Source organism: Microbacterium sp. ARD31 (assembly GCF_031844425.1).
This window is the reverse complement of record NZ_JAUZVE010000030.1, coordinates 1-24137: the sequence shown is the minus strand read 5'-3', so window position 1 is coordinate 24137 and position 24137 is coordinate 1. Positions and strand designations below refer to the sequence as shown.

Here is a 24137-nt window from a genome sequence, read left to right as displayed (position 1 = left end):
ATCCGCGGGATGGGTGTCTACTCGATCTCTCGGGCCTTTGTCTCCGTCACCGCTGCTCGTGCATCCGTCGCCGACTGCGAGCGAGGGTGCCGAGGATCGCGCGCTCGACTCGGGGCCAGTCGTGGACGATGAGGGCGTAGTCGAACCGCAGCGTCTCGTACCCCGCAGCGGCGGCTTCGGCATCCCGCACGAGGTCGCGGTGCCGCTGAGCGGGGCCGTCGTGGTTCAGCCGCCCATCGACTTCCAGGATGATCCGACCCGCGAGGACGAAGTCCACCCTGCCGACACCCGCGACGATGACCTGGGACTCCAGACGGATGCCGAGACGCGACAGCCGCAAGCGGAGGAGAGATTCGATCCCACTCTCGGCGTCCGGGCGGGCGATGTCGACGAGGTGTCGGAACCGCGCAGGGATGCCCTGCCGCACGAGCGCCCGGTCGGACCCGGTCAGGAGACCGAGGTGCCAGGCGGACTCGAATGCCGCGAAGAATCCCTCGGCTCCGAGGCAGCGGACGGACTGGATGAGGGCGTGCACGACCGAGACCACACCGAAAGCGGCTCGGCCCTCGTCCCGGTGGGTCGTGCATCGGCATCCGTCGTGAGGATGGACACGCGCGTCCGGCCCCACCCAGACGTGCAGGCCGACCGGATGCTCGAGTACCCAGACACCATGGTGGCGCAGCGCGGAGGCGCAGCACAGCTCGCCCCCGTGCGCGGCCGCGAGCCGGGTCGACGCATCTACCTCGGGCACCGCGTACACGCCGTTCCGGACGCGGACCAGGGCGCCGCGATCCGCTGCACGGGTGAGTTGTGCCCGCGTCGCCCCTCGGCGACACAGCTGCGCAGACCTCGCGATACCGCCGAGGACGCGGACGTGATGGGCGACTGTCGCGGCATCCATCCGTCGAGCCTCGTCGCCTACGGCACTGCAGGGTCCCCGCAGCCGCGGCTTCGCGGAGAGCGAGTTCGTGCGGCGTTCTGTGGAGAGTGCGACGGATGCGCGATCGGTGGGGACCTCGTCGCCCAAATCGGCCGTCTCGGCGCATTCCGCACCAACGGTCGTGCAAGCGTGAGCCGACGCGCGCGAACGCGGTGTTCCGGGTCAGCGGCCGCGGGAGGCGGCGGGCACCACCACGCGGTCGGGCAGCAGGCGCGAGAGGGCGACCAGCGCCTTGTACCGGAACGAGGGGATGCTGACGGCACGGCCGCGGGCGGCGTCGCGCAGCGAGGTGCGCACAACGTGAGGGGCTTCCAGCCACATCCAGCCGGGGACGCCCTCCTGTCCGGGCGGCAGGCCGAGTCGCTCGTGGAAGTTCGTGTGGACGAAGCCGGGACACACGGCTGTGACCGTCACCCCGCGCGGCGCGTAGACCGCGTTGGCCCAGCGGCTGAAGCTCACGACCCACGCCTTGGCGGCTCCGTAGGTGCCTCGCGGGACCAGCCCCGCCACCGAGGCGACGTTCAGGATGCGGCCACTGCCGCGCTCGAGCATGGCGGGCAGCGCGGCACGGGTGAGACGCATCGTCACCTCGGCGTGGAGCTCGAGGTGGCGGGCCTCCTCGTCGATGTCGCTCTCCTCGAACGCGCGGCGCAGGCCGTAGCCGGCGCAGTTGACGAGCACGTCGACACCCGCCGCGCGCTCCTCGACGCGCCACCGCTCGGCGGGATCGAGCAGGTCGGCCACGAGGAGCTCGGCCCGTCCTCCGGCCCCCGCGATCTCGTCGACGAGAGCGCGCAGCGCGTCGGCGTCGCGGCCGACGAGGACGACCTCGGCGCCGCGGGACGACAACTGACGGGCGTACTCTGCGCCGATCCCGGAGCTGGCTCCGGTGACAAGGGCGGTGCGACTCATGCGCGCAAGCCTAGGAGCGGGTCAGGGGGCGACGCGACCGTTCGCGTTGAAGGCGGCGTACGTGAGCGGCATGAGCTCGCGCCACACGTTCTCCATCTTCTCGGCGCACATCTCGATCTCGCGCTGCGGGAATGACGGGAAGTGCGTCCCCTCGCGGGTGGTGCGCAGCGACAGGAAATTCATCAGCGACCGGGCGTTCACCGTCACGTACATCGAGGACATGATGTTCAGCGGCAGGACGATGCGGGCGACCTCGCGGGCGATGCCGGCGTCCAGCATCCGCTGATAGCTCTCGAAAGCGGCGACGGATGCCGCGCGCGTCTCGCGGGCGACGAGCTCGACCTGCTCCTCGGACCCGGGGAGGAACTGGTAGGCGCCGGGCTTGCCGACCTGGACGAGATTGCGCTCGGGGGCCGGGACGTAGAAGACGGGACGCAGCTCGCGGTAGCGGCCCGACTCCTCGTTGTAGGACGCCATGCGGTGCCGCATGAATTCGCGGAACACGAAGATCGGCGCCTGGACGTAGAAGGTCATCGAGTTGTGCTCGAACGGCGAACCGTGGCGGTCGCGCATGAGGTAGTTGATGAGGCCTCGGTCGCGCCCCGTCGCCTCGGTGCCCTCGGCGGCGGCCTCGAGGGTCTGCTCGCCCTGGGTCGAGACCCGGGCCGCGAAGAGCACGTCACTGTCGGATGCCGACGAGCGCACCAGCTCGACGGTGACATCGCTGCGGAACTCGATCTCGGGGCTGTCGGCGCGCTCACTCACGGCTCACACACTACCCGTCGGGGTGACGCCGGATGACGCCGCGGCGCCCCGACACCCGCGGCCGGCATTACTGTGGAGCGGTCATGGAACTCCTCCCCGCCATCGTCGTGCTGACCGCGCTGCTCGCGGTCACCGTCGGCATCGGTCTCACGCTGCGGTGGCGGCAGAACCGGCCGCGTCCCTTCGACCCGCAGGAGGTCGTCGAGCCGACCCGCCTGGGCGCGGAGCGGCTCGGCGACGAGGCGACCCTGCTGCAGTTCAGCACCGAGATGTGCGGCCGGTGCCCGGGCGTTCACCGCACGCTCCGCGAGATCGCGGACGAGCGGGACGGGGTCATCCACCTCGACGTCGACCTCACCCACCGCGTCGACATCGCGCAGCACTTCCGGGTCCTGCAGACCCCGACCACCCTCATCCTCGACAAGCACGGCGTCGTGCGCTCCCGGTTCGGCGGCACACCCGGACGCCAGGTCGTCGAGATGGAGCTCGACCGGGTGACCACGGGAGCCGGCCGTGGCTGAGGTGCGCGGGATCGATCCGCGCGGGCCGCGGTTCGCGGCATCCGTCACGTCGGTGCTGCTGCTCGTTGCGACGCTTCTGGCATTGGTCGGTATCTCGACGCAGAGGCCTGCATCCTTCGGGTGGTTCGCTTATCAGCCGATCGGCGACTTCGCTTTCGTCTCCGGGAGCCCCTGGGCGATCTCGCTCGCGCCGGTCAGCGCGCGCCTCCTCGACCTCGGCTTCCTCGCCGTCCTCGTCATCGCCCTGTTGTTCCTGTGGGGCGTCGTCTCGCCCCGCACGGCGCCGTGGGGTGTGCTCTACCGCCGCCTCATCCAGCCCCGCCTCGCTCCCCCGACCGACCTCGAGGACCCCCGTCCGCCCCGTTTCGCCCAGGGCGTCGGACTCTTCGTCACCACCGTCGGTCTGCTGCTCCACGTGATGGGCGTCCCGGTGGCGCTCCCGATCGCCGCGGGCCTCGCCTTCATGGCCGCGTTCCTCAACGCCGTGTTCGGGCTGTGCCTCGGATGCCAGTTGTGGCTGGTCCTGCAGCGCATCGGCCTCGTGGGCCGTACCGCCTGACGCTCCGCTGCGGCCGCGTCAAGTCATATCGCACGCTCATGGACGAGGTTTAGGCTCGGCAGCGATCCGTCACGACCACGACCGAGGAGACACCATGAGCGTCACGAGCGAAGCCACCACCAGCTGGAAGGGCACCCTGTTCGAAGGGGCGGGCGAGGTCGCCCTCGAGAGCTCCAACCAGGGACCGTTCGCCGTGAACTGGAAGGCGCGCAGCGAGGGATCCACCTCGGTGACGACGCCCGAGGAACTCATCGCCGCCGCGCACTCGTCGTGCTTCAGCATGGCCCTCTCCAACGCCCTCGCCGAGAACGGCACCCCGCCCGAGAGCGTCGAAACCACGGCATCCGTCACCTTCATCCCCGGCACCGGGATCACCGGCTCGCACCTGAACGTCAACGCGTCGGTGCCCGGCCTCTCGGCGGAGGACTTCGACCGCATCGCCAACGAGGCGAAGGCGGGATGCCCCGTCTCGGCAGCCCTCTCCGGCATCGAGATCACGCTCGAGGCGACGCTTGCCTGATCGCCGCGTCGTCGTCTCGGGTGCGTCGGGTCTGATCGGGCGGGCGCTCGTCGATTCGCTGCGGACCGACGGGTACACCGTCACGCGACTCGTCCGCCACGAGGCGCAGGCCCCCGACGAGGTGACCTGGGCGCCGGGCAAATCGCCGCTCGACCCCCAGGTGCTCGCGGGGGCTGCGGCCGTCGTGAACTTCAACGGCGCGACGATCGGGCGCTTCCCGTGGACGCCGTCCTACAAGAGGACGCTGGTGTGGTCGCGCATCCATCCGACGCAGACACTCGCCCGCGCCCTCCGCGAGCTCGCGGACGAGGCGCCGTTGTTCGTGAGCTCCTCGGCGACCGGGTACTACCCGCCCGACGCGCACGGCCGGACCTTCGACGAGTCGGGTCCGCGCGGCGACGCGTTCCTGTCCGACCTCTGCGGCGAGTGGGAGTCCGCGGCGACCGCATCGGGCGTCCGCACCGCGCTGCTGCGCACCGCCCCCGTCGTCCACCGGGACGGCGTGCTGAAGCCGCTGCTGCTGCTCACCAAGCTCGGCCTGTCGGGGCCGCTCGGCCGCGGCACGCAGGTGTGGCCGTGGATCTCGCTCGAGGACGAGGTGCGTGCGATCCGCCACGTCATCGACCGCGGGATCACGGGGCCGGTCAACCTGACGGGGCCCGAACGCGCCACCGCGAACGACCTCGGGTTCGCCCTGGCACGCCGCCTGAACCGCCCGTACGTGCTGCGCGCGCCCCTGTGGGCGGTCCGGCTCGTGCTCGGCAAGGACGCGGTCGAGGCGCTGCTCGCCAACGACACGCACGTCGTCCCGGCGGTGCTGCTCGAGACGGGCTTCACGTTCCGGCATCCGACCGTCGAGGACGCCGTCGCGGCGGCCGTCTGACCGGTCAGCCGCGACGGTCGGCGCGCTCGCGCGAGATCGCGGTGCGGATGGCGCTGCGCGCACGCCGACGGTCGCCCGCGCCGTCGTAGAGGAGCCCCATCCGGTACCAGGCGCGCCAGTCGTCGGGATCGCGCTCGACGGCGTCGCGGTACGCCGGGAAGAGCGCGTCGGCCTCGGCCTGCACGGGGCGTCCGCTCGGGCGCAGCGAGAGTTCCTCCTCGGGCAGGCCGCCCTCGGCCTCGAGTCGTCGGCCGAGCCGCTGCGCTCCCAGGCCGAAGCTCAGCTCGCGCCACAGCGCCCACACCGCCACGACGGGCAGGAGCACGAGGGCGATCCCCATCGCGATGCCCACCGGATCGCCGCTCGCCACGAGCAGCACGGCGCGCTGCGCGACGAGGACGATGTAGAGGACGACGACGGCGGCGACGATCCCGACGCCGATGCGGGTCCTCATCGGGCGGTCGTCGCGGCGACCTGGCCCGAGACGTCCCCGTCGGCGACCGGCACGGTGCGCGACGTGTGCGGCATCCGGATCCCGATGTCGATCATCGCGTCGAGACCGACGACGATCCCCGACGCGTCGCGGGCGGCATCGAGTGCCACACGGATGCCGGGGGCATAGGCCGCGGCAGGGTCCACGGTGTCGTGGACGATCGTGAGCGACTCCCCCGGCCCCGACAGGATCGTCTCCTGGCGGGCGATGACGCCCGGACGGCGGAGCGAGTGGACGGGGACGCTGGCGATCTGCTGACCCCGCGCGCGCTGGTCGACGTGCGGCGCCTCGACGGGTCCGACCTCCGACCGCGCCGCGGCGATGAGCTCCGCGGTGCGGACGGCCGTGCCGCTGGGCGAATCGACCTTCGTCTCGCGGTGGGTCTCGACGATCTCGATCGAGGGGAAGAAGGGAGCGGATGCCGCAGCCAGCGCGGACCCGATCACCGAACCCAGCGAGAAGTTTGGGATGAAGACGGCGCCCGTGCCGGCGGCATCCACCAGCGGGCGGACGAGGGCGATGCGCTCGGCGGACCATCCGGAGGTGCCGACGAGGACGTTCTTGCCGCGTTCGATCGCGGCGCGGACGACGTCGATCGACACCGCCGGGGTCGAGGCGTCGACGACGAGATCGGCCCCGTCGAGCTCGGCGAGGTCGCTCGAGGATCCGAGGACGGCGACCGTCTCGTATCCGTCGGTCGCTGCGATCACCTGGGCGATGATCCCGCCGAGTTTGCCGGTCCCGCCCACGAGGGCCACGCGCGTCGTCATGCCACCAGCCTAGGCGGGCGGGAACGACGCGATCGTGTCCCACGCGAGCTTGACGACCAGCAGGCCGAGGACGACGAGGAACACGACGCGGACGAAGCCGTTGCCGCCGCGGGTGGCCATTCGCGCGCCGAGGAGACCACCGGCGATGTTGGCGCACGCCATCAGCAGGCCCAGGGCGAGGATGATCTCGCCGTGCACACCGTAGACGATGAGCGCGGCCAGGTTCGTCGTGAGATTCGCGATCTTGGCGTTCACGCTCGCCTGCAGGAACCCGAAGCCGAGGACGCCGACGAGGAGGATGACGAAGAACGACCCGGTGCCCGGCCCGAGGATCCCGTCGTAGAAGCCGACCCCGAGCCCGATGGCGCCCGAGCGCCACACCACGGCCCGGCGATCCGTGTGTCGCGGCTCGTGATGCAGCCCCATGCGGGGCCGCAGCAGCGTGTAGACGCCGACGGCGACGACGGCGACGAGCACGACGGGGGTCAGGAGTTCGCGCGGCACGTACCGCGAGAGGGCCGCACCGACGGCGGAACCGGCGAACGCCCCGGCGACGAGCGGGATCAGGAGGGTGAGGTGGACCCGGATACGACGCAGATAGACCCAGCTGGCCGAGAGCGTCCCGAAGAAGGACGAGAGCTTGTTCGTCCCGAGGATGAACGGCGTCGCGACGTCCTTCGGCACCCCGATCACGAGGGCGGGGAGCTGGATCAGGCCGCCTCCTCCGACGACCGCGTCCACCCAGCCGGCGAGCCCGGCGGCGACGACGAGGAACAACAGGGCGCTCGCGGAGACGGGGAGCCACTCGGCGAGGAGAGGGCCGGTCAGCACCTCACACCGAGAGGATGTCGGGGAGGCCCGTCCGCAGCTCCACGGGCAGGTGCGCGAGGTCGTTGTGGGAGACGAGCGTCCACGGACGCCCCGGGCGCTGCGCCAGCACCGTCAGGCCGCAGTGCGCCTGGTTGATCGTCAGCCACCGCCATTCCGGCGCCTGCAGCACCTCGCGTACGAACCACGCGATGACGAAGTTGTGGGTGATCAGCAGCTCGTGCGCGTGGGGACGGTGCGCGAGGAATTCCACCCCGGCATCCGCCATCTGCGCGGCTCCCGCGTCGGCCTCGGCCTCGGTCACTCCCCCGAAGAACGGCTCGTAGACGTGCGGGGTGTCCGGCGTCATGCCACTCGGCACGCAGTCGAACAGCAGGGCGGTGGGCTCGGGGTCCACCGCGGGCAGGCGCTCGGCGACAGCGCGAGCGGTCTCGGCCGCACGCAGCAGCGGTGAGTGCCACACAGCGGTGAGCGGGACGCCCGAGAGACGATCGGCGAGAAGCTCTGCCTGCCGACGACCGCGCGGCGAAAGCGGTCCGTCGGCGAGCCCGTGCTCGGCGTCGAGATGCTCGCCGTGCCGCACCAGATACAGATAGTGCGTCACGTGTCTGCTCGCTTCGTCGAAAGTGCGCCGGGCGTTGCCCCGGCTCCTTCCACCCTAAACCAGCCTCAGTCGGTGGCCCGCGCGATCTCGGCGAGGTGCGCTCGACTGAGGTGCACGCCGACACCCTGCACGAGTTCGTCGACGTGGGCGACGGCGTAGGCGTTGACGATCGGCGCCGCGACGATCCGTTGCGCGAGCAGCCAGGCGATGGCGACAGCGGCGGGCGGCACCGCGAGCTCGCCGGCGATCCGGTCCATCGCCCGCAAGGTCCGCGCGCCGCGACGGTTCATACTCGCCGCCAACTGGCGACCGCGCACCGTGCCCCCGACGTGGTCGCGGTCGCGATGCATCCCCGACAGGTACCCGTGCTCGAGGGCCTGCGACGGCGTGACGGCGATGCCCTGCGCTCCGGCGACCAGTCGCAGATCGCCGTCGAACTCGTCGCGCCGGAGCACGTTGTACGGCACGTCGAGCACAGTGAAGCGGGGGTATCCGGCCGCCGACAGGATGCGGGCCTCCACCAGCTGCGCGGCGCGGTAGCCCGCGGCGCCGACAGCACGCACCTTGCCCGACTCGACGAGCCACTCCGCCGTGGCGAGGGTGTCCTCGAGCATGGTGGTGCGGTCGGAGGTGCCGTCGAGGGACAGCACGTCGATCCGGTCGGTGCCGAGTCGGATGAGGGATGCCTCGACGGCCCGCACGAGGTTGACCGGGCCGAGACCGGGGTTGTCGGCACCTCGGCCGACACGCACCGTGAGAACCACGTCGTCGCGGTTGCGGCGCGCGGCCATCCACCGGCCGATGGCGTGCTCGCTGCGACCGGCGGCGTAGCTGTCGGAGGTGTGGAGCGCGTTGCCGCCGCGTTCGACATAGCGGTCCAGGATGGCGTGGGCCGCCGCGATGTCGATGTGCCACCCGAACTCGCCGCCGCCGAGGATGAGCGGGAACACCGAGAACCCGGTCTCGCCCAGGGGGACGCGCACGGTGCGGCCCACGGGAGCGCCGTGGACGGGCAGCGGACCGGAGGGGTGCAGGGTGGGCGCGGCGCTCGGCGACGTCGGATCCGCCGTTTCGAACGCTGCCATGCCCGTCTCCTTGCAGAGCGCTCGGGGAGACATGCGTCCATGCGCCGCCGGGTGCGCTCACTCCGAGGGTAGAACAGCCCTCGGACGCTGCGTGCACAGCCGCCCCGTGGACGATGACGTTTCGATAACGGTTGCGCAACGGGGCGGCCGGCGAACGGCGAACGCCCGCCCTCCGAAGAGGACGGGCGTTCGTCAGAGGAGGATCAGGCCTCGGCCGGCGCCTCAGCGGCCGCGTCGCCGGCCGGAGCCGACTCCTCGACCACGGGCTCGAGCGACAGCTTGCCGCGGTCGTCGATCTTGGTGATGCGCACCAGGATCTTCTGACCGACACCGAGGACGTCCTCGACGTTCTCGACGCGCTTGCCGCCCGCGAGCTTGCGGACCTCGCTGACGTGCAGCAGCCCGTCCTTGCCCGGCAGGAGCGAGACGAACGCACCGAAGGTCGCGATCTTGACGACCGTGCCCAGGAACTGCTCGCCGACCTCGGGGTTGGTCGGGTTAGCGATGGCGTTCACCTGCGCCCGAGCGGCCTCGGCCGAGGGACCGTCGACGGCGCCGATGTACACCGTGCCGTCGTCCTCGATCGAGATCTGCGCGCCGGTCTCGTCCTGGATCGCGTTGATCGTCTTGCCCTTGGGGCCGATCAGCTCACCGATCTTGTCGACCGGGATCTGGACGCTGATGACGCGCGGCGCGGTCGGCGCCATCTCGTCGGGCGCGTCGATCGCCGAGTTCAGGACGTTCAGGATCGTGAGGCGGGCATCCTTCGCCTGCGTCAGCGCGGCGGCGAGCACCGACGACGGGATGCCGTCGAGCTTCGTGTCGAGCTGGATCGCGGTGATGAACTCGCTCGTGCCCGCGACCTTGAAGTCCATGTCACCGAGGGCGTCCTCGGCGCCGAGGATGTCGGTCAGCGCGGCGTAGCGCGTCTGGCCGTCGACCTCGTCGGTCACGAGACCCATCGCGATACCGGCGACGGGGGCGCGCAGCGGCACACCCGCGTTCAGCAGCGACAGGGTCGAGGCGCACACCGAGCCCATCGACGTCGAGCCGTTGGAGCCGAGAGCCTCGGACACCTGACGGATCGCGTACGGGAACTCCTCACGGCTGGGCAGCACGGGCACGAGGGCGCGCTCGGCGAGGAAGCCGTGCCCGATCTCGCGACGCTTCGGGCTGCCGACACGGCCGGTCTCACCGGTCGAGTAGGGCGGGAAGTTGTAGTGGTGCATGTAGCGCTTGCTCGTCGTGGGCGACAGCGAGTCGATCTGCTGCTCCATCTTGAGCATGTTCAGGGTGGTGACACCCAGGATCTGGGTCTCGCCGCGCTGGAAGATCGCCGAGCCGTGGACGCGCGGGATGACCTGCACCTCGGCGTCGAGCGGACGGATGTCGGCGAGCCCACGACCGTCCATGCGGACACCCTCGGAGAGGATGCGACCGCGGACGACGACCTTCGTCACGGACTTGTAGGCGGCGGAGAACTCGATCGGCGCGCCGGCGGGCAGCTGCTCCGCCTCGACGGCGGCGATGAGCTCGGCCTTGACGCGGTCCTTGACGGCGTCATCGGCCGCCTGGCGCTCCTGCTTGTCGGCGATCTGGTACACGTTCACCAGGTCGTCGTAGGCGCGGCCGGCCACGAAGTCGTAAACCTCGGAGCTGTACGGCGGGAAGACGGGGTAGACGCCCGGCTCACGCGAGGACTCGGCGGCCATCTGCGCCTGCGCCTCGACGAGCTGCTTGAGGAACGGCTTGGCGGCCTCGAGGCCACCGGCGACGATGTCCTCGCTCGGCTTGACGGCGCCGCCCTTGATGAGGTTCCACGAGTTCTCGGTGGCCTCGGCCTCGACCATCATGATCGCGACGTCGCCGTCGGGCAGGACGCGACCGGCGACCATGAGGTCGAACACGGCCTCCTCGACCTGCTTCTGGTTCGGGAACGCGACCCACTGGTCGGCGTGCTCGCCGTGACCGGGGATGAGCGCGAGGCGCACACCGGCGATCGGGCCCGAGAACGGCAGACCCGAGATCTGCGTCGACGCGGAGGCCGCGTTGATCGCGAGGGCGTCGTAGTACTCGCCGGGCGCGATAGACAGCACCGTCACGACGATCTGGACCTCGTTGCGGAGGCCGTCGACGAACGACGGACGCAGCGGCCGGTCGATGAGGCGGCAGACGAGGATCGCCTCCGTCGAGGGACGACCCTCGCGACGGAAGAACGAGCCGGGGATCTTGCCCGCCGCGTACGAACGCTCTTCGACGTCGACGGTCAGCGGGAAGAAGTCGAAGCCCTCACGGGGGTGTTTGCCGGCGCTGGTGGCCGACAGGAGCATCGTCTCCTCGTCGAGGTAGGCGGCGACGGCGCCCTGCGCCTGCTGGGCGAGGCGTCCGGTCTCGAACCGGACGGTGCGGGTGCCGAAGCGTCCGTTGTCGAGGACGGCTTCGGCGGCGGTGATTTCAGGACCTTCCAAGAGGTCTCTCCTTCTTTGTTTAGACTCGCACGCGCGTTTCGCGAGCGAGATCGTGCGAAGGAGCAGGAACAGGCAGATATGGGCGCGCGGAGAATCCGCGAGGACCGCCTGCGCTGGCCACCAGTCGAAGACCACCATCCGCGGGAACGGGATGGGAATCCACCACAGGGGACCAGCTTCCTGCCGGGCCTGCTCCATGAGCTCACTGTGAAGTTGAGCGGATGCCGCGATGAGGACCGCGGGCAACCCGACCCATCCTATCAGCGGACCTTCGGAGTGCGTATCGTGGCGGCATGAGCGACGACGAGAAGACCGCGGACGCGGCATCCGAAGACATGAAGCGGAAGTTCCGCGAGGCGCTCGAGAAGAAGAACGCGCAGAGCCGGAAGGGTGAAGCCCACCTGGACGGGGACTCCGCCGTGCACGGGACGCACGGCGCCGTCACCAAGCGCGAGTTCCGACGCAAGAGCGGCTGAGCCCGAACGGCCCGACATGACGGCGGGCCCGGATGCCTTCTGGCTGTCCGGGCCCGCCGCGTTCGTGTCGCGTCAGCGCGACGCCACCTCCGCGCGCCGGCGAGCGCGCTCCTCCTTGGCCGCTGCCTCGTCGAGGGCGGCGTCACCGAGGCCCGTCGTGTCGACGGCGCCGGTGTCGTCCGAGACGCCGTGACCCGTGAGCGTCGACTCGTCGAAGGGACGCTTCCCCGCGAGGACCGCGGCGACCTGCTCGCGGTCGATCTGCTTCGTCCACGTGCCGATGAGGAGCGTCGCGACCGCGTTGCCGGTGAAGTTCGTGAGCGCACGGCCCTCGGACATGAACCGGTCGATGCCGACGATGACGCCGACGCCGTTGACGAGGTCGGGGCGGTAGGCCTGCAGACCGCCCGCGAGGGTCGCCAGCCCCGCACCGGTGACACCGGCAGCACCCTTGGAGGCGATGATCATGAAGACCAGGAGACCGATCTGCTCGGGGATCGACATCGGCGCCCCCATGCCGGCGGCGATGAACAGCGACGCCATCGTCAGGTAGATCGCGGTGCCGTCGAGGTTGAAGGAGTACCCGGTGGGGACCGTGATGCCCACGACGGGCTTGGAGACGCCGAGGTGCTCCATCTTGGCGATCAGGCGCGGCAGGGCCGACTCGCTCGAGGAGGTGCCCACGATGAGCAGGTACTCGCGGCCGAGGTACTTCATCACCTGGAAGATGTTGATGCGGGCGACGGCGTACAGGAGCGTTCCGAGGACGCCGACGATGAACACGATGCACGTGATGTAGAAGGCGATCATCAGAAGGCCGAGGCTCAGGATCGCCGCGACACCGGTCTTGCCGACGACGGCGGCGATGGCACCGAACGCACCGATCGGGGCGAGCCAGAGGATCATGCCGAGGATGCGGAAGACGAGGGCCTGAAGGTTCTTGACCGCGTTCATGACGGGCTCGCCCTTGGCGCCCATCTTCTGCAGGGCGAAGCCGACGAGCAGGGCGATGAACAGGACCTGGAGGACGCTCTCGCCGGTGAAGGCCGAGAAGAAGGTGGTCGGGATGATGCCGAGGATGAACTCCGTCGTCGTCTTCGCCTCGGGCAGCGAACCGGTGTCGTAGGTGGCGCTCTGCATGTTGAGGCCCTCACCCGGGTGGATGATGTTGCCGACCACGAGACCGATCCCCAGGGCGAACGTCGACATCGCCATGAAGTAGAGGAGCGCAAGACCGCCGATGCGACCGACGGTGGCGGCCTTGGCGATGGAGCCGACCCCGACGACGATCGTGCAGAAGATGATCGGCGCGATCATCATCTTGATGAGGTTGACGAACGCTTTGCCGACCGGTTCCAACTCGACGGCGAAGGTCGGCCAGAGGAGACCGACGACGCAGCCGAGGACCACCGCGATGATCACCGAGACGTACAGCCAGGTGTGCTTGTCCCAGGCCTGCTTGCCGCGGCGGGGGTTGTATCCGGGGAGCCGGAACGAGGTTGTGAGGGCCATGATCTCTCCTGCGTGACAGTCTTTGTCGTGAGCCGACGGCAGTGTCGACGAGGATCAGCGTGCGCCTCGCGGACCGGCATCCGCCGTTGTGGTCGTATTGTTCGCAGAACGGCGAGAGGAGTGCAGGGTGGCGCGACCCCGACCGACGAGCGCGGCATCCCGCGTCTTCGTCGCCGTCTCGGCCGCCGTCGTCGTCCTCTCCCTCGCGATGGCGGGAATCCTGCTCTGGGAGGGCCAGCGCGCCGTCCGCGCGGAGGCCGAGCGGGTGACGCGGGCGGTGGCCGAGACGATCGCCGACAGCGCCGGCGTCGTCGACGCCCTCGCGCAGGGGGACCGCGCCGCGGCGTCGCGCGTCCTGCAGCCCGAGATCGAGGCGATCATCGCCGACGCCGGCGTCGACTTCGTGACCGTGATGGACCCCTCCGGCATCCGGATCACCCATCCTGACCCGGCTCGGATCGGCGAGCGCTACCTCGGGACCATCCCCGAGGGCACCGTGACCCTCACGGAGGAGTTCACCGGGACCCTGGGGCCGTCCGTCCGGACGATCGTGCCGGTCGTCTCGGACGGCGAGGTCGTGGGGCGCGTGTCGGTGGGCGTCACGATCGGATCGATCGCCGAGACGCTCGGCCCGCGCGTCCTGGTGGCGGTCGGCATCGCGGTGGTCCTCGCCGCGGCGGGGCTCGCCGGAGCCATCTTCGCCCGGCGGGCGACCCGGCGGGTCACCGGAGACCTCCCCGCCGGCGCCGTGCGCGACGCCGTCTCGTCGTATGAGTCCATGCGCACCCTCGGGGAGGCGCTCCGGGCGCAGACGCACGAGCACGGCAACAGGCTGCACACGGCCATCGCCCTGCTCGAACTGGGCCGCACGAGCGAGGCGATCGAGATCCTCTCGGAGGACGCCCGGCAGAGCCAGTTGCTCGTCGATCAGGTCGCGGCCCGCCGCGAGGGCGACCCGACGGTGGGCGCCCTGCTGCTCGGCAAGGCGTCGCAGGCCGCCGAGCGCGGTGTCGAGTGGCGCGCGCGCATCGACGCCGACGCGCCGCGATCGGTGCTCTCCCCCGTTGACGCGGTGTCGGTCGTCGGAAACCTCATCGACAATGCGCTGGATGCCGCGGCGTCCGGCGCCGCGCCGCGGTGGGTGGACGTGCGCATGACCCCCACCGCGGAGGACGAGCTCGCCGTCGAGGTCGCCGACAGCGGGGACGGCATCCCGGCTGAGATCACGGACCGCATCTTCGCGCACGGCTTCTCGACGAAACCCGCGGGCGAGCTCGGTCGCGGCGTGGGCCTCGCCCTCGTGCGCTCGATCGTGGAGGAGGCCGAGGGCACGATCTCGGTGACGTCCGATCCGACGACGTTCCGCGTCATCCTCCCCCGGAGCAACGGATGATCGGCGTGCTGGTCGTCGACGACGACGCCCTCACCCTCGAACTCCACCGGCACTACGTCGAGCGGCTGGACGGCTTCGAGGTCGTCGCCGAGTGCACCGGCGCACGCGCCGCCGTCGCCGCCCTACTCGACAGTCCCCGCGCCGCCGACATCGACCTCGTCCTGCTCGACATGACGATGCCCGACGGCTCGGGGCTCGATGTCCTCCGCCACCTTCGCGCCCGAGCCGGGACGGTCGACGTCATCGCGATCACGTCGGTCCGCGATGCGGAGGTGGTGCGGCAGGCGATCACGCTCGGTGCGGTGCAGTACCTCGTCAAACCCTTCACGTTCGGCGATTTCCAGGACCGGATGCAGCAGTACCGCCGCTTCCGCGACCAGGTGTCGCAGACGGCGGGCGCGGCGACGCAGGCCGAGATCGACGCGATGCTGGGGACCCTGCGCACCGCGCCCGCGCCGACACTGCCGAAGGGGCTGTCGCCCGAGACCCTCGGCCGCGTGAGCGCGCTGCTGCGGACAGGGCCGGCGTCGGCACGAGAGGCGGCGGACCGGCTCGGGATGTCGCGGGTCGCCGCGCGGCGATACCTGGAGCACCTCGCCGAGGCGGGCCGGGTCGAGCGGGTGCAACGGTACGGGACCCCGGGTCGCCCCGAGACGGAGTACCGCTGGAAGCAGTGAGCGGCGCCGCTCAGCGCTGCACGCCGGCCCGCCCGCCGGGACGGCCGACCAGGACGTAGTCCGGGACCTTCGCCGTCAGCCCGTCCCCGGCCGTCCGGCCCCGCAGCCGGCGCCACACCCACGGCAGCGCATCGCGGCGCAGCCACGAGCCGGTCGGGGGCTCCTCGTCGACGTGGAACGCCTCGTCGAGACCGGCGAGCGCCTCGGCGTCGGGCATGCCGAGCGCCTCGGCGGCGCGATAGGCGACGTAGCGATGCCCCCGCGAGCGCAGGTGCACCTTGTCGTCGGCCCAGAGCTCGACGCGCGACAGCTCGGGGAGGGCCGCGAGGTCGAGGAGGATCGTGCCGGTGCGTGCGGCCGCCCGGCGCAGGTGCGCGTTGTAGACGGCGAAGCGTCGGGTGAACACGCCCGCCGCCCACCTGTCCGGGAGGAAGACCGTCGCGAGCAGCACGTCGCACCCCGCGTCGCGGAGGCGGGTCACGGCATCCTCCACCTGCGCGGCTAGCGCGACCGGGTCGCACCGCACCTGCGCGAGGTCGTTGGCGCCGATCAGCACCGACACCAGGTCGGGGCGCATCTCGAGACAGCGGGGCAGCTGCTCCTCGACGAGGTGCGCGACGCGGCGACTGCGGACGGCCAGGTTCGCGTAACGGAAGGCACGATGCTCCCCGCCGCTCAGCGCCAGCAGGTGCGCGAGCCGGTCGGCCCATCCGCGGAACGCTCCCCGCGGCATGCGGGACGCATCGCACAGGCCCTCGGTGATCGAGTCCCCCAGCGCGACGTATCGGGACCAGGAGCGCCCGTCCGCGGCGCCGGGGGCGGCGACGTCCGGGCGGGGCCACGCGAGGGCCCGGCGCCCGGCATCCGTCCGGTGCAGCATCGCGGCACGGTCGTAATGCTCGACGAGGCGGTCCGCGAGCGCCTCCCAGGTGCGTCCCGACACCGCGTCGCGGGCGGCGCGGGCGAAGGCGCGGCGCTTCGCGTCGTCACCGGCGAGGTCGGCGACCCGCGCGCGCAGGTCGTCCGCGTCGCCCGGGCGGTAGAGCCACCCGTCGACGCTGCTGCGGACGAGGTCGACGGGACCGCCGGTCCCCGTCGCCACGACCGGGACGCCGCTGGCCTGCGCCTCCTGGATCGTCTGGCCGAAAGTCTCGCTCTCGCCGGGGTGGACGAAGACGTCGAACGACGCGAGCGCGGTCGCCAGCGCGTCGCCATCGAGGTGGCCGAGGAAGACCGCGTTCGGCAGGAGCTGCTCGAGGACCGGTCGCGCAGGCCCGTCCCCGACGATGACGAGACGGATGCCGGGGATCCCCCGCAGCGCCGCGAGGTCCTCCACCTGCTTCTCGGGAGCCAGCCTCCCCACGTACCCGACGATCACCTCGCCGGGGGCGACGCTCCGCCGCCACCGCTCGTCGCGCCGGCTCGGCGTGAACCGCGCGCCGTCCACGCCGCGCCCCCACAGCGCGACGCGGTCGACGCCGAACCCCTCGAGCTGCGCGCGCGCCGACGCGGAGGGGGCGAGGGTGAGGGTCGCGCGGCGGTGCAGCCGGCGGACGTGCGCCTCGGCCAGGGCGGCCCCCTGCGGGAGCCCGTACCTCCCCGCGTACGAGACGACGTCGGTCTGGTACACGGCGACGCTCGGCAGCCGGCGTGCCTCGGCGGCGAGGAGCCCCTGCCACCCGAGCAGGAACGGCGAGGCGAGGTGGACCACGTCCGCGTCGAAGCGGGCGAGGTCGCGGGCGAGCGAGGCGACCGGTGGCACAGCGAGACGGACGGCGGGGTACCGCGGCAGCGGGACGGACGGCACGGCGCGGCCCGGCATCCCGAGCTCCCGGCGTCCGGCGGCGGGCGCGATGACGAACACGTCGTGCCCGCGTCGCTCGAGATGGTCCCGGATCTGCAGGACGGATCCGGTGACCCCGTTCATGTGCGGGAGGAAGGACTCGGTGACGACCGCGACTCTCACAGCACCAGGGTGACGGGCGGCGGAGCCCTGACACAGCGCGGAAGGCCCGGATCGCGGAGTGTTCATCCCCCCCTCCCCGCGCGTCCACCGACCGGTTCCGCGCCGTCCCCCGTTCGCGCGTCGTTCACCCCCGCCTGCTACACAGGCGCCGTGTTCGCCGATCTGCTGACGAGCGTCGCGGCGGGCCCGTGGGCGCTGCCGGCGCTCTTCGCCCTCGTCCTCGCCGACGCCGTCCTCGTCGTCGTCCCGGGCGAGGTGGCCGTCACCGCGGCGGGGGCGCTCGCGGCCGCCACCGGAACGCCGCCGCTCGCCGCCGTCGTCGCGGTGGCCGCCCTCGCCGCCTTCTGCGGCGACGCGCTCTGCTACGGCGTGGGGCGGTTCGCCGGCGTGGAGCGGTGGGGATGGATGCGGCACCGCCGCATCCGTGCCGCGTTCGAGTGGGCGGGAGCCCGCCTGTCGCGCGGGACGGCGACGGTGGTGTTCACGGCACGGTTCATCCCCTTCGCCCGGCTCGCGGTCAACCTCACCGCGGGAGCGACGAGGGTGCCCGCGGCCCGGTACCTGGGCACGGTCGCGGTCGCGGCGACCGTCTGGGCGCTCTACCAGGCGGTCGTGGGTGCCGCTGTCGGCGGTCTCCTGCCGGGGAGCCCCGCGCTGGCCGTCGTCGTCTCCATCGCCGTTGCGATCATCCTGGGCGTGACGATCGACGCGGCGGCGGCCCGCTGGACGGGCCGCCGCTCACGCTGAGGGGATCACTCCCCCGTGAGACCACCGAGCAGGTGACCGAACGAGCCGCCCTTGCCGAGGTAGGACTCGGGGTCGAACGGGTCGAGCGTCTCGCCGGCCGGGCGCCGCGTCACGGCATCCGCCAGTTCCCGTGCGCCGCGCTCGATGCGAGCCGACAGCGGCGAGACGTCGTCGGCGCGGGCACCCCAGTCCGAGGACGCGGCGAACACACCGGTCGAGACCGCCTCGGCGTGCAGGTAGGCGAACAGCGGACGGATCGCGTAGTCGATCGCGAGCGAGTGCCGCGCCGTGCCCGCGTTCGCCCCGATGAGGACGGGCTTGCCCTGCAGCGCGTCGGGATCGAGCACGTCGATGAACGACTTGAACAGGCCCGAGTAGCTCGTCGAGAAGATCGGCGTGACGACGATGAGCGCGTCGGCCGACACGACCGTGTTGATCATCGTCTCGAGGGCGGGCGGGGCGAACCCGGTGAGCAGGTTGTTCGTGATGTCGTGCGCGTACTCGCGGAGCTCGAAGGTGTCGACGGATGCCTCCACCCCCCGCTCCCGCAGGTCCGCGAGCACGGCGGTCGCCAGCTTGTCGGCGAGCATCCGCGTCGACGACGGGTTCGAGAGCCCCGCCGAGACGACCGCGATGCGACGGGCGGTCATCGAGCACCGCCCAGACCGAACGCGGCGCCGACGGGAGCCGGGGTGTCCTGGTACGGGCTCGGGCCGGAGAGGTTGTCGCCGCGGTTCGCGCGCGGGCGGGCCTCACGGACCGGACCGTCACCGTACGTGGCGGCCACCCGCGCCGCGTGGGTGGGGGCATCGGGGACGATGGCCGGCCGATCCTTCGCCAGCTCCTTGCGGAGCACCGGCACGACCTCGCCGCCGAGGAAGTCGAGCTGCTCGAGCACGGTCTTCAACGGAAGCCCCGCGTGATCGACGAGGAAGAGCTGACGCTGGAAGTCGCCGAACAGGTCGCGCATGCCTGCGTACCGGTCGATCACCTGCTGCGGCGAACCGACGGTGAGCGGCGTCATCTCGGTGAAGTCCTCCATCGACGGGCCGTGGCCGTAGACGGGGGCGTTGTCGAAGTACGGGCGGAACTGCGCGACGGCATCCTGCGAGTTCTTCGCCATGAACGCCTGACCGCCGATGCCGACGATCGCCGTCTCGGGAGCCCCGTGGCCGTAGTGCTCCCAGCGCTGACGGTAGAGGCCGATCAGGCGCTGGTAGTGCTCGGCGGGCCAGAAGATGTTGTTCGCGAAGAAGCCGTCGCCGTAGTACGCGGCCTGCTCGGCGATCTCGGGCGTGCGGATCGAGCCGTGCCACACGAAGGGCGGCACACCGTCGAGCGGCCGCGGCGTCGAGGTGAAGCCCTGCAGCGGCGTGCGGAACGTGCCCTCGAAGTCGACGACGTCCTCACGCCACAGCTTGTGGAGCAGGGCGTAGTTCTCGATCGCGAGCGGCACGCCCTGACGGATGTCCTTGCCGAACCAGGGGTAGACGGGACCGGTGTTGCCGCGCCCGAGCATGAGGTCCATGCGACCGCCCGACAGGTGCTGCAACATCGCGTAGTCCTCAGCGATCTTCACGGGATCGTTCGTCGTGATGAGCGTCGTCGAGGTCGAGAGGATGAGGCGCTCGGTCTGCGCCGCGATGTACGCGAGCGTCGTCGTCGGCGAGGACGACCAGAACGGCGGGTTGTGGTGCTCGCCGATGGCGAAGACGTCGAGGCCGACCTCTTCGGCGTGCTTGGCGATCTCGACGGTCGCCGCAATGCGCTCTCGCTCGCTCGGCGTGTGACCCGTGGTGGGGTCCTGCGTGATGTCGGTGACGGTGAAGATGCCGAACTGCACCCCGGGCCAGGTGGTGGTGCTGCTGGTGTCGCTCACGGTGTCCCTCTCGATTCCCGGACGGATCGCGCCCGATTCATGCAAGTGAATATACCGGTGTCAACGCCGTGGTGTCCACGTTATTCCCGCGGGTACTGCTCGTCGTCCTCGGGCACGCCATCCAGCGGCTGACGTACGACTCGGACATCGCGCAGAGCCTCTACTTCCTGATCTACGCGTTCCACATGCCGGCGTTCGCGCTCATCTCGGGCTACTTCTCGCGCTCCGACCCGCCGAGCAGACGACGGATGACCCGTCTCCTCACCGACATCGTCGTGCCGTACGTGATCTTCGAGGGCCTGTGGACGCTGACGAAGTTCCTCGTCGAGGGCCAGGCGAACCCGAACCTCACCCAGCCGTCGTGGACCCTCTGGTTCCTGCTCGCCCTCGCCATCTTCCGGCTCGTGCTGCCGTACCTCGCACTGCTCCGGATGCCGCTGCTCTGGACGCTCGTCATCTCGATCACGGCGGGCTACTTCCCCAACGTGGACGCGACGCTGTCGCTCTCGCGCACGCTCGGGCTGCTGCCGTTCTTCACCCTGGGATGGTGGCTCAGCCATCACCGCATCCTCGAACGCCACGGGCTGCTGCAGCGACGGAGACTGTCGTTGCGTCTGGCCGCCGCGGCGATCCTCGCCGCCGCCGGCGTCTGCGCGTGGGTGTTCGTCGGCCCGCTGAAGGAGATGAACCTCAGCCAGTGGCTCTTCTACGAGGAGAACTACGTCGATCTCGTCGGATGGCAGTGGTGGGCGGGCGGCGTGCGGCTGCTGCTCATGGCCCTCGCGCTCGTGCTCAGCGTCTCGTTCTTCGCACTCATCCCCCGCGGCCAGTACCGCTGGACCTCGATCGGACGGTACACGATGTACGTCTACCTCCTGCACTCCTTCGTGCTCTACCCGTTCCGGGAATCGGGGGTGCTGCGCGGACTCGATCCGACGTGGCTGTGGCTGCCGCTCGTCGCCCTCCTGTCGGTGGCGATCACGGTGCTCCTGGCGTCCCGACCGGTCCGCCGCGTCTTCCGCCCGCTGATCGAACCGCGCCCCGGATGGCTCTTCGCCGACCCCGACCTCACGCGGAGCGACGGACGGCGCAACGACCCGACGGGGTCGCGGCGGCCGGGCGCGCCGAGCGGGACGCCCAGTACCTGAGAGGAGTCAGGCGGGGGCGAACGACAGGCCGAACGCCGCGGCGACGCCCTCGTTGACGACCCGCCCCGCTCGCACGTTCAGTCCCTTGGCTAGCGCGGGATCGGCCGCCGATGCGGCATCCCACCCCTTGTCGGCGAGCGCCGTGACGTAGGGCAGCGTTGCGTTCGTGAGGGCGCGCGTGGAGGTCTCGGGCACCGCGCCGGGCATGTTCGCGACGCAGTAGTACACGGCGTCGTGGACGGCGAACGTGGGGTCGTCGTGCGTGGTCGGACGCGAACCCTCGAAGCAGCCGCCCTGGTCGATCGCGATGTCGACGAGGACCGCGCCCGCCTTCATGCCCGCCACCATGTCGAGCGTGACGAGCTTCGGCGCCGCCGCACCCGGGATGAGGACCGATCCGATGACGAGATCAGCGGATGCCACCTGCTCCGCGATCTCGTACCGGCTGGAGGCGCGGGTGTGCAGGCCGGCATACCGTTTCTCGAGCTCACGCAGCCGCGGCAGCGAGACATCGATGACGGTGACGTTCGCACCCATCCCGAGGGCGTTCGCCGCCGCGTGCTCGCCGGCCACCCCGCCGCCGATGACGACGACCTTGGCCTTCGGCGTCCCGGCGACCCCGCCCAGGAGGGTGCCGCGGCCGCCTGCGGCACTCATGAGCGTGTGCGCGCCGACGGTGATGGAGATCCGGCCGGCGACCTCGCTCATGGGCGACAGGAGGGGCAGCGACCGATCCGCGGCCTGCACGGTCTCGTACGCCACGGCGGTGGTTCCCGCCGCAATGAGGGCGTCGGTGAGCGGTCGGTCCGCGGCCAGGTGGAGGTAGGCGAAGAGGGTGAGGTCGCCCCGGAGGTGACCGTACTCGGCGGCGATGGGCTCCTTGACCTTCACCACGAGCTCGGCGTCGCCCCAGGTCGATTCGGCGTCCGGCGTGATCGTCGCACCGGCCGCCGCGAAGGCGTCGTCGGAGAGGCGGGAGCCCGCGCCGGCCCCGGACTGCACGAGGACCTCATGACCGCGGGAGACGAGGGCGTCCACACCGGCGGGGGTGATCGCCACCCGGTTCTCGTTGTTCTTGATCTCAGTGGGGACCCCGATGCGCATGGCGGCACGCTCCTCGTCGGCGAGTGATGTGGATTCATCCTGCAGATGATTCGTGACGAACGTGTGACAACGGAACATCCTTCGGTGAAGATGGCCTGGGGACGGAAGAAGGAGACGGAATGACGGCTATTTCGCACGACCGGGCGAAGGATCTTCGACCCGCCGTCGACCTCGACGAGGTCGATCGTTCGATCGTCGACGCCCTCGCCGCCGATGCGCGGCTCACGAACGCGGAACTCGCCGCCCGCATCGGGGTGGCACCGTCGACCGCGCACGCCCGCACCCGCGCGCTGGTGGAGCGCGGGGTCCTCACCGGCTTCCACGCGAGCGTGGACCAGCGGGTCGTCGGTGCGGGACTCCAGGCGATGGTGCACGTGACGCTGCGACCCGGCTCGCGCCACGAGAGCATCACGGAGTTCGCCCACGAGGTGCGCGGGCTCCCCCAGGTCATCCAGATGTTCTTCCTCGGCGGGTCGGACGACTTCCTCATCCACATCGCCGTCGCGGACTCCAGCGAGGTGCGGGCCTTCGTCGTCGAGCACCTCTCCGCGCAGCGCAGCGTCGCGAACACCCGGACGAGCATCATCTTCGACTACCACCGCAATCGCGTCGCCGCCCCGTTCCACTGAGCCGGTAACGACCCGCAACATTGGGCGGCACGCCGGGGCGGCCTGCTTATCCTCGGACCATGTCCGCTCAGAGCCTCCCCGTCCTCGACCTCTCACTGCTCGATCAGGGGCCCGAGGCCGCCGACGCGTTCCGTGCCGAACTGCGCCGGGTCACCCACGAGGTCGGGTTCTTCTACCTCACCGGCACGGGCGTCTCCCCCGAACTCGAGGCCCGCCTCCACCGCGCCGCGCGCACCTTCTTCGCGCTGCCCGACGAGGCGAAGCTCGAGATCGAGAACGTGAAGAGCCCGCACTTCCGCGGGTACACGCGTATCGGCGGCGAGCGCACGCAGGGCCTCGTGGACTGGCGCGAGCAGATCGACATCGGACCGGAGCGCCCGGCGGTGACCGACCCGGACGCCCCCGCCTACGCCGCGCTCGTCGGACCCAACCTGTGGCCGAGCGCCCAGCCCGAACTCCGCGGGATCGCCGAGGAGTGGACGACGATCCTGTCGGACGTGGCCCGGACGCTCCTGCGCGCGTGGGCCGAGGCCCTCGGCGCACCCGCGACCTACTTCGACGACCACTTCGGCGAGGCGCAGACCCTGCTCAAGATCGTCCGCTACCCGGGGTCCGCTGCGCCCGAGCCCCAGCAGGGCGTCGGTGCGCACAAGGATGCGGGTGTCGTCACGCTGCTGTGGGTCGAGCCCGGCAAGGGCGGCCTGCAGGTCGAGCGCGACGGCGAATGGATCGACGCACCCGCCGTTCCGGGATCCTTCGTCGTCAACATCGGCGAACTGCTCGAACACGCCACCGGCGGGTACCTCACCGCGACCAACCATCGCGTCGTCTCGCCCCGGGCACCCGAGGACCGCATCTCGGTCCCGTTCTTCTTCAACCCGTCACTCGACGCCGAGCTGCCCGCGATCGACCTCCCGGCCGACCTGGCCGCGCAGGCGCGCGGGGTGTCGCAGGACCCGCGCAACCCCATCCACGGGCTCCACGGCGAGAACGCGCTCAAGTCGCGGCTGCGGGCGCACCCGGACGTCGCCGCGATCTGGCACCCCGACCTCGTCGCCGCGCGGGCCTGATCCGGAACGACGAAGGCCGCCCCACACCGTGGGGCGGCCTTCTCAAGAATGTTTTGCGCGATTGAACGCTGGGTGCGGTGCCTTATCGACGGAGGCCGAGGCGCTCGATGAGCGAGCGGTAACGGTTGATGTCGACGTCCTGGAGGTAGCCCAGGAGACGGCGGCGCTGACCGACGAGCAGGAACAGC

The 24137-nt window shown here is 71.1% G+C and carries 26 protein-coding genes; 11 read left to right on the top strand and 15 right to left on the bottom strand.

From position 1 onward, the window contains the following. Positions 1-46: 46 nt before the first annotated feature. From Q9S36_RS37020 to thyX, 3 genes are all read right to left on the bottom strand, one after another. Positions 47-535 carry a DUF559 domain-containing protein gene (locus tag Q9S36_RS37020; protein WP_311289814.1) on the bottom strand — a complete coding sequence of 163 codons (489 nt, stop codon included), beginning with the start codon at positions 533-535 and terminating at the stop codon, positions 47-49. Between the two features lie 567 nt (positions 536-1102). Then, complete coding sequence (locus Q9S36_RS37010) at positions 1103-1852, bottom strand: SDR family NAD(P)-dependent oxidoreductase (protein ID WP_311289766.1); 750 nt, start codon at positions 1850-1852, stop codon at positions 1103-1105. 21 nt (positions 1853-1873) lie between these two features. After that, positions 1874-2617, bottom strand: coding sequence for an FAD-dependent thymidylate synthase (thyX, locus tag Q9S36_RS37005; protein WP_217531385.1), 744 nt, complete (start codon positions 2615-2617; stop codon positions 1874-1876). A gap of 83 nt (positions 2618-2700) precedes the next feature. Here thyX and Q9S36_RS37000 point away from each other — a divergent pair, with 83 nt between their 5' ends. The 4 genes from Q9S36_RS37000 to Q9S36_RS36985 all read left to right on the top strand — a co-directional run bounded on the left by Q9S36_RS37000 (position 2701) and on the right by Q9S36_RS36985 (position 5100). Beyond that, positions 2701-3138 (top strand): thioredoxin family protein, encoded by a 438-nt coding sequence (locus Q9S36_RS37000; protein WP_064003179.1) that lies wholly within the window; start codon positions 2701-2703, stop codon positions 3136-3138. Then, positions 3131-3697, top strand: coding sequence for a DUF4395 domain-containing protein (locus Q9S36_RS36995; RefSeq protein WP_311289765.1), 567 nt, complete (start codon positions 3131-3133; stop codon positions 3695-3697). The genes Q9S36_RS37000 and Q9S36_RS36995 overlap by 8 nt, the downstream gene beginning before the upstream one ends. Positions 3698-3791: 94 nt before the next feature. After that, positions 3792-4217 (top strand): OsmC family peroxiredoxin, encoded by a 426-nt coding sequence (locus Q9S36_RS36990; RefSeq protein ID WP_311289764.1) that lies wholly within the window; start codon positions 3792-3794, stop codon positions 4215-4217. Continuing rightward, complete coding sequence (locus tag Q9S36_RS36985; RefSeq protein WP_311289763.1) at positions 4210-5100, top strand: TIGR01777 family oxidoreductase; 891 nt, start codon at positions 4210-4212, stop codon at positions 5098-5100. Before Q9S36_RS36990 ends, Q9S36_RS36985 begins: the two co-directional genes overlap by 8 nt. Before the next feature lie 4 nt (positions 5101-5104). Here Q9S36_RS36985 and Q9S36_RS36980 read toward each other — a convergent pair whose 3' ends face one another. The 6 genes from Q9S36_RS36980 to Q9S36_RS36955 all read right to left on the bottom strand — a co-directional run bounded on the left by Q9S36_RS36980 (position 5105) and on the right by Q9S36_RS36955 (position 11348). Beyond that, complete coding sequence (locus Q9S36_RS36980) at positions 5105-5554, bottom strand: tetratricopeptide repeat protein (protein ID WP_311289762.1); 450 nt, start codon at positions 5552-5554, stop codon at positions 5105-5107. After that, positions 5551-6363 carry a 4-hydroxy-tetrahydrodipicolinate reductase gene (gene dapB, locus Q9S36_RS36975; RefSeq protein WP_253034303.1) on the bottom strand — a complete coding sequence of 271 codons (813 nt, stop codon included), beginning with the start codon at positions 6361-6363 and terminating at the stop codon, positions 5551-5553. The genes Q9S36_RS36980 and dapB overlap by 4 nt, the downstream gene beginning before the upstream one ends. Before the next feature lie 9 nt (positions 6364-6372). Then, entirely contained in the window at positions 6373-7194 is an 822-nt protein-coding gene (locus Q9S36_RS36970) for a TSUP family transporter (protein ID WP_311289761.1), read from the bottom strand. Between the two features lies 1 nt (position 7195). Beyond that, entirely contained in the window at positions 7196-7795 is a 600-nt protein-coding gene (locus Q9S36_RS36965) for a histidine phosphatase family protein (RefSeq protein ID WP_308210378.1), read from the bottom strand. 65 nt (positions 7796-7860) lie between these two features. Next, entirely contained in the window at positions 7861-8880 is a 1020-nt protein-coding gene (locus tag Q9S36_RS36960) for an aldo/keto reductase (protein WP_311289760.1), read from the bottom strand. Between the two features lie 203 nt (positions 8881-9083). Then, positions 9084-11348 (bottom strand): polyribonucleotide nucleotidyltransferase, encoded by a 2265-nt coding sequence (locus Q9S36_RS36955; RefSeq protein ID WP_064003170.1) that lies wholly within the window; start codon positions 11346-11348, stop codon positions 9084-9086. 293 nt (positions 11349-11641) lie between these two features. Here Q9S36_RS36955 and Q9S36_RS36950 point away from each other — a divergent pair, with 293 nt between their 5' ends. Then, positions 11642-11824: a DUF5302 domain-containing protein gene (locus tag Q9S36_RS36950; protein ID WP_064003169.1), complete on the top strand. Its 183-nt coding sequence runs from the start codon at positions 11642-11644 to the stop codon at positions 11822-11824. A 72-nt stretch (positions 11825-11896) separates the two neighbouring features. Here the strand turns inward: Q9S36_RS36950 and Q9S36_RS36945 are convergent, their stop codons facing one another. Beyond that, positions 11897-13336, bottom strand: coding sequence for a cation:dicarboxylate symporter family transporter (locus Q9S36_RS36945; RefSeq protein ID WP_311289759.1), 1440 nt, complete (start codon positions 13334-13336; stop codon positions 11897-11899). 127 nt (positions 13337-13463) lie between these two features. Here Q9S36_RS36945 and Q9S36_RS36940 point away from each other — a divergent pair, with 127 nt between their 5' ends. Then, positions 13464-14729 carry an ATP-binding protein gene (locus tag Q9S36_RS36940; protein WP_311289758.1) on the top strand — a complete coding sequence of 422 codons (1266 nt, stop codon included), beginning with the start codon at positions 13464-13466 and terminating at the stop codon, positions 14727-14729. Next, the gene (locus tag Q9S36_RS36935; protein WP_311289757.1) at positions 14726-15406 is read left to right on the top strand and encodes a response regulator; all 681 of its coding nucleotides are present in this window, start codon (positions 14726-14728) and stop codon (positions 15404-15406) included. The genes Q9S36_RS36940 and Q9S36_RS36935 overlap by 4 nt, the downstream gene beginning before the upstream one ends. Positions 15407-15416: 10 nt before the next feature. Here Q9S36_RS36935 and Q9S36_RS36930 read toward each other — a convergent pair whose 3' ends face one another. Continuing rightward, positions 15417-17372, bottom strand: a complete 1956-nt coding sequence (locus Q9S36_RS36930) for a glycosyltransferase (protein ID WP_311289756.1) — start codon at positions 17370-17372, stop codon at positions 15417-15419. Positions 17373-17522: 150 nt separating this feature from the next. Here Q9S36_RS36930 and Q9S36_RS36925 point away from each other — a divergent pair, with 150 nt between their 5' ends. Further along, the gene (locus Q9S36_RS36925) at positions 17523-18119 is read left to right on the top strand and encodes a VTT domain-containing protein (protein ID WP_311289755.1); all 597 of its coding nucleotides are present in this window, start codon (positions 17523-17525) and stop codon (positions 18117-18119) included. 5 nt (positions 18120-18124) lie between these two features. On the opposite strand, the gene Q9S36_RS36920 is transcribed toward Q9S36_RS36925, so the two are convergent. Both Q9S36_RS36920 and Q9S36_RS36915 read right to left on the bottom strand, forming a co-directional pair. After that, positions 18125-18769: an FMN reductase gene (locus tag Q9S36_RS36920; RefSeq protein ID WP_064003163.1), complete on the bottom strand. Its 645-nt coding sequence runs from the start codon at positions 18767-18769 to the stop codon at positions 18125-18127. Beyond that, on the bottom strand, positions 18766-19962 hold the full coding sequence (locus Q9S36_RS36915) for an LLM class flavin-dependent oxidoreductase (RefSeq protein ID WP_359920866.1): 1197 nt from the start codon (positions 19960-19962) through the stop codon (positions 18766-18768). The genes Q9S36_RS36920 and Q9S36_RS36915 overlap by 4 nt, the downstream gene beginning before the upstream one ends. Positions 19963-20066: 104 nt before the next feature. Here Q9S36_RS36915 and Q9S36_RS36910 point away from each other — a divergent pair, with 104 nt between their 5' ends. Continuing rightward, entirely contained in the window at positions 20067-21146 is a 1080-nt protein-coding gene (locus Q9S36_RS36910) for an acyltransferase family protein (protein WP_311289753.1), read from the top strand. A 6-nt stretch (positions 21147-21152) separates the two neighbouring features. Here the strand turns inward: Q9S36_RS36910 and ald are convergent, their stop codons facing one another. Continuing rightward, on the bottom strand, positions 21153-22250 hold the full coding sequence (ald, locus tag Q9S36_RS36905) for an alanine dehydrogenase (protein ID WP_311289752.1): 1098 nt from the start codon (positions 22248-22250) through the stop codon (positions 21153-21155). Positions 22251-22369: 119 nt separating this feature from the next. Here ald and Q9S36_RS36900 point away from each other — a divergent pair, with 119 nt between their 5' ends. Together Q9S36_RS36900 and Q9S36_RS36895 are read left to right on the top strand one after the other, a co-directional pair. Further along, a complete protein-coding gene (locus Q9S36_RS36900) occupies positions 22370-22879 on the top strand; it encodes an Lrp/AsnC family transcriptional regulator (protein ID WP_311289751.1) in 510 nt (169 codons plus the stop codon). A 59-nt stretch (positions 22880-22938) separates the two neighbouring features. Continuing rightward, positions 22939-23949 carry an isopenicillin N synthase family oxygenase gene (locus tag Q9S36_RS36895; RefSeq protein ID WP_217531399.1) on the top strand — a complete coding sequence of 337 codons (1011 nt, stop codon included), beginning with the start codon at positions 22939-22941 and terminating at the stop codon, positions 23947-23949. A gap of 82 nt (positions 23950-24031) precedes the next feature. Here Q9S36_RS36895 and Q9S36_RS36890 read toward each other — a convergent pair. Then, a partial coding sequence (locus Q9S36_RS36890; protein ID WP_311289813.1) for a 30S ribosomal protein S15 occupies positions 24032-24137 on the bottom strand: 106 nt, incomplete at its 5' end.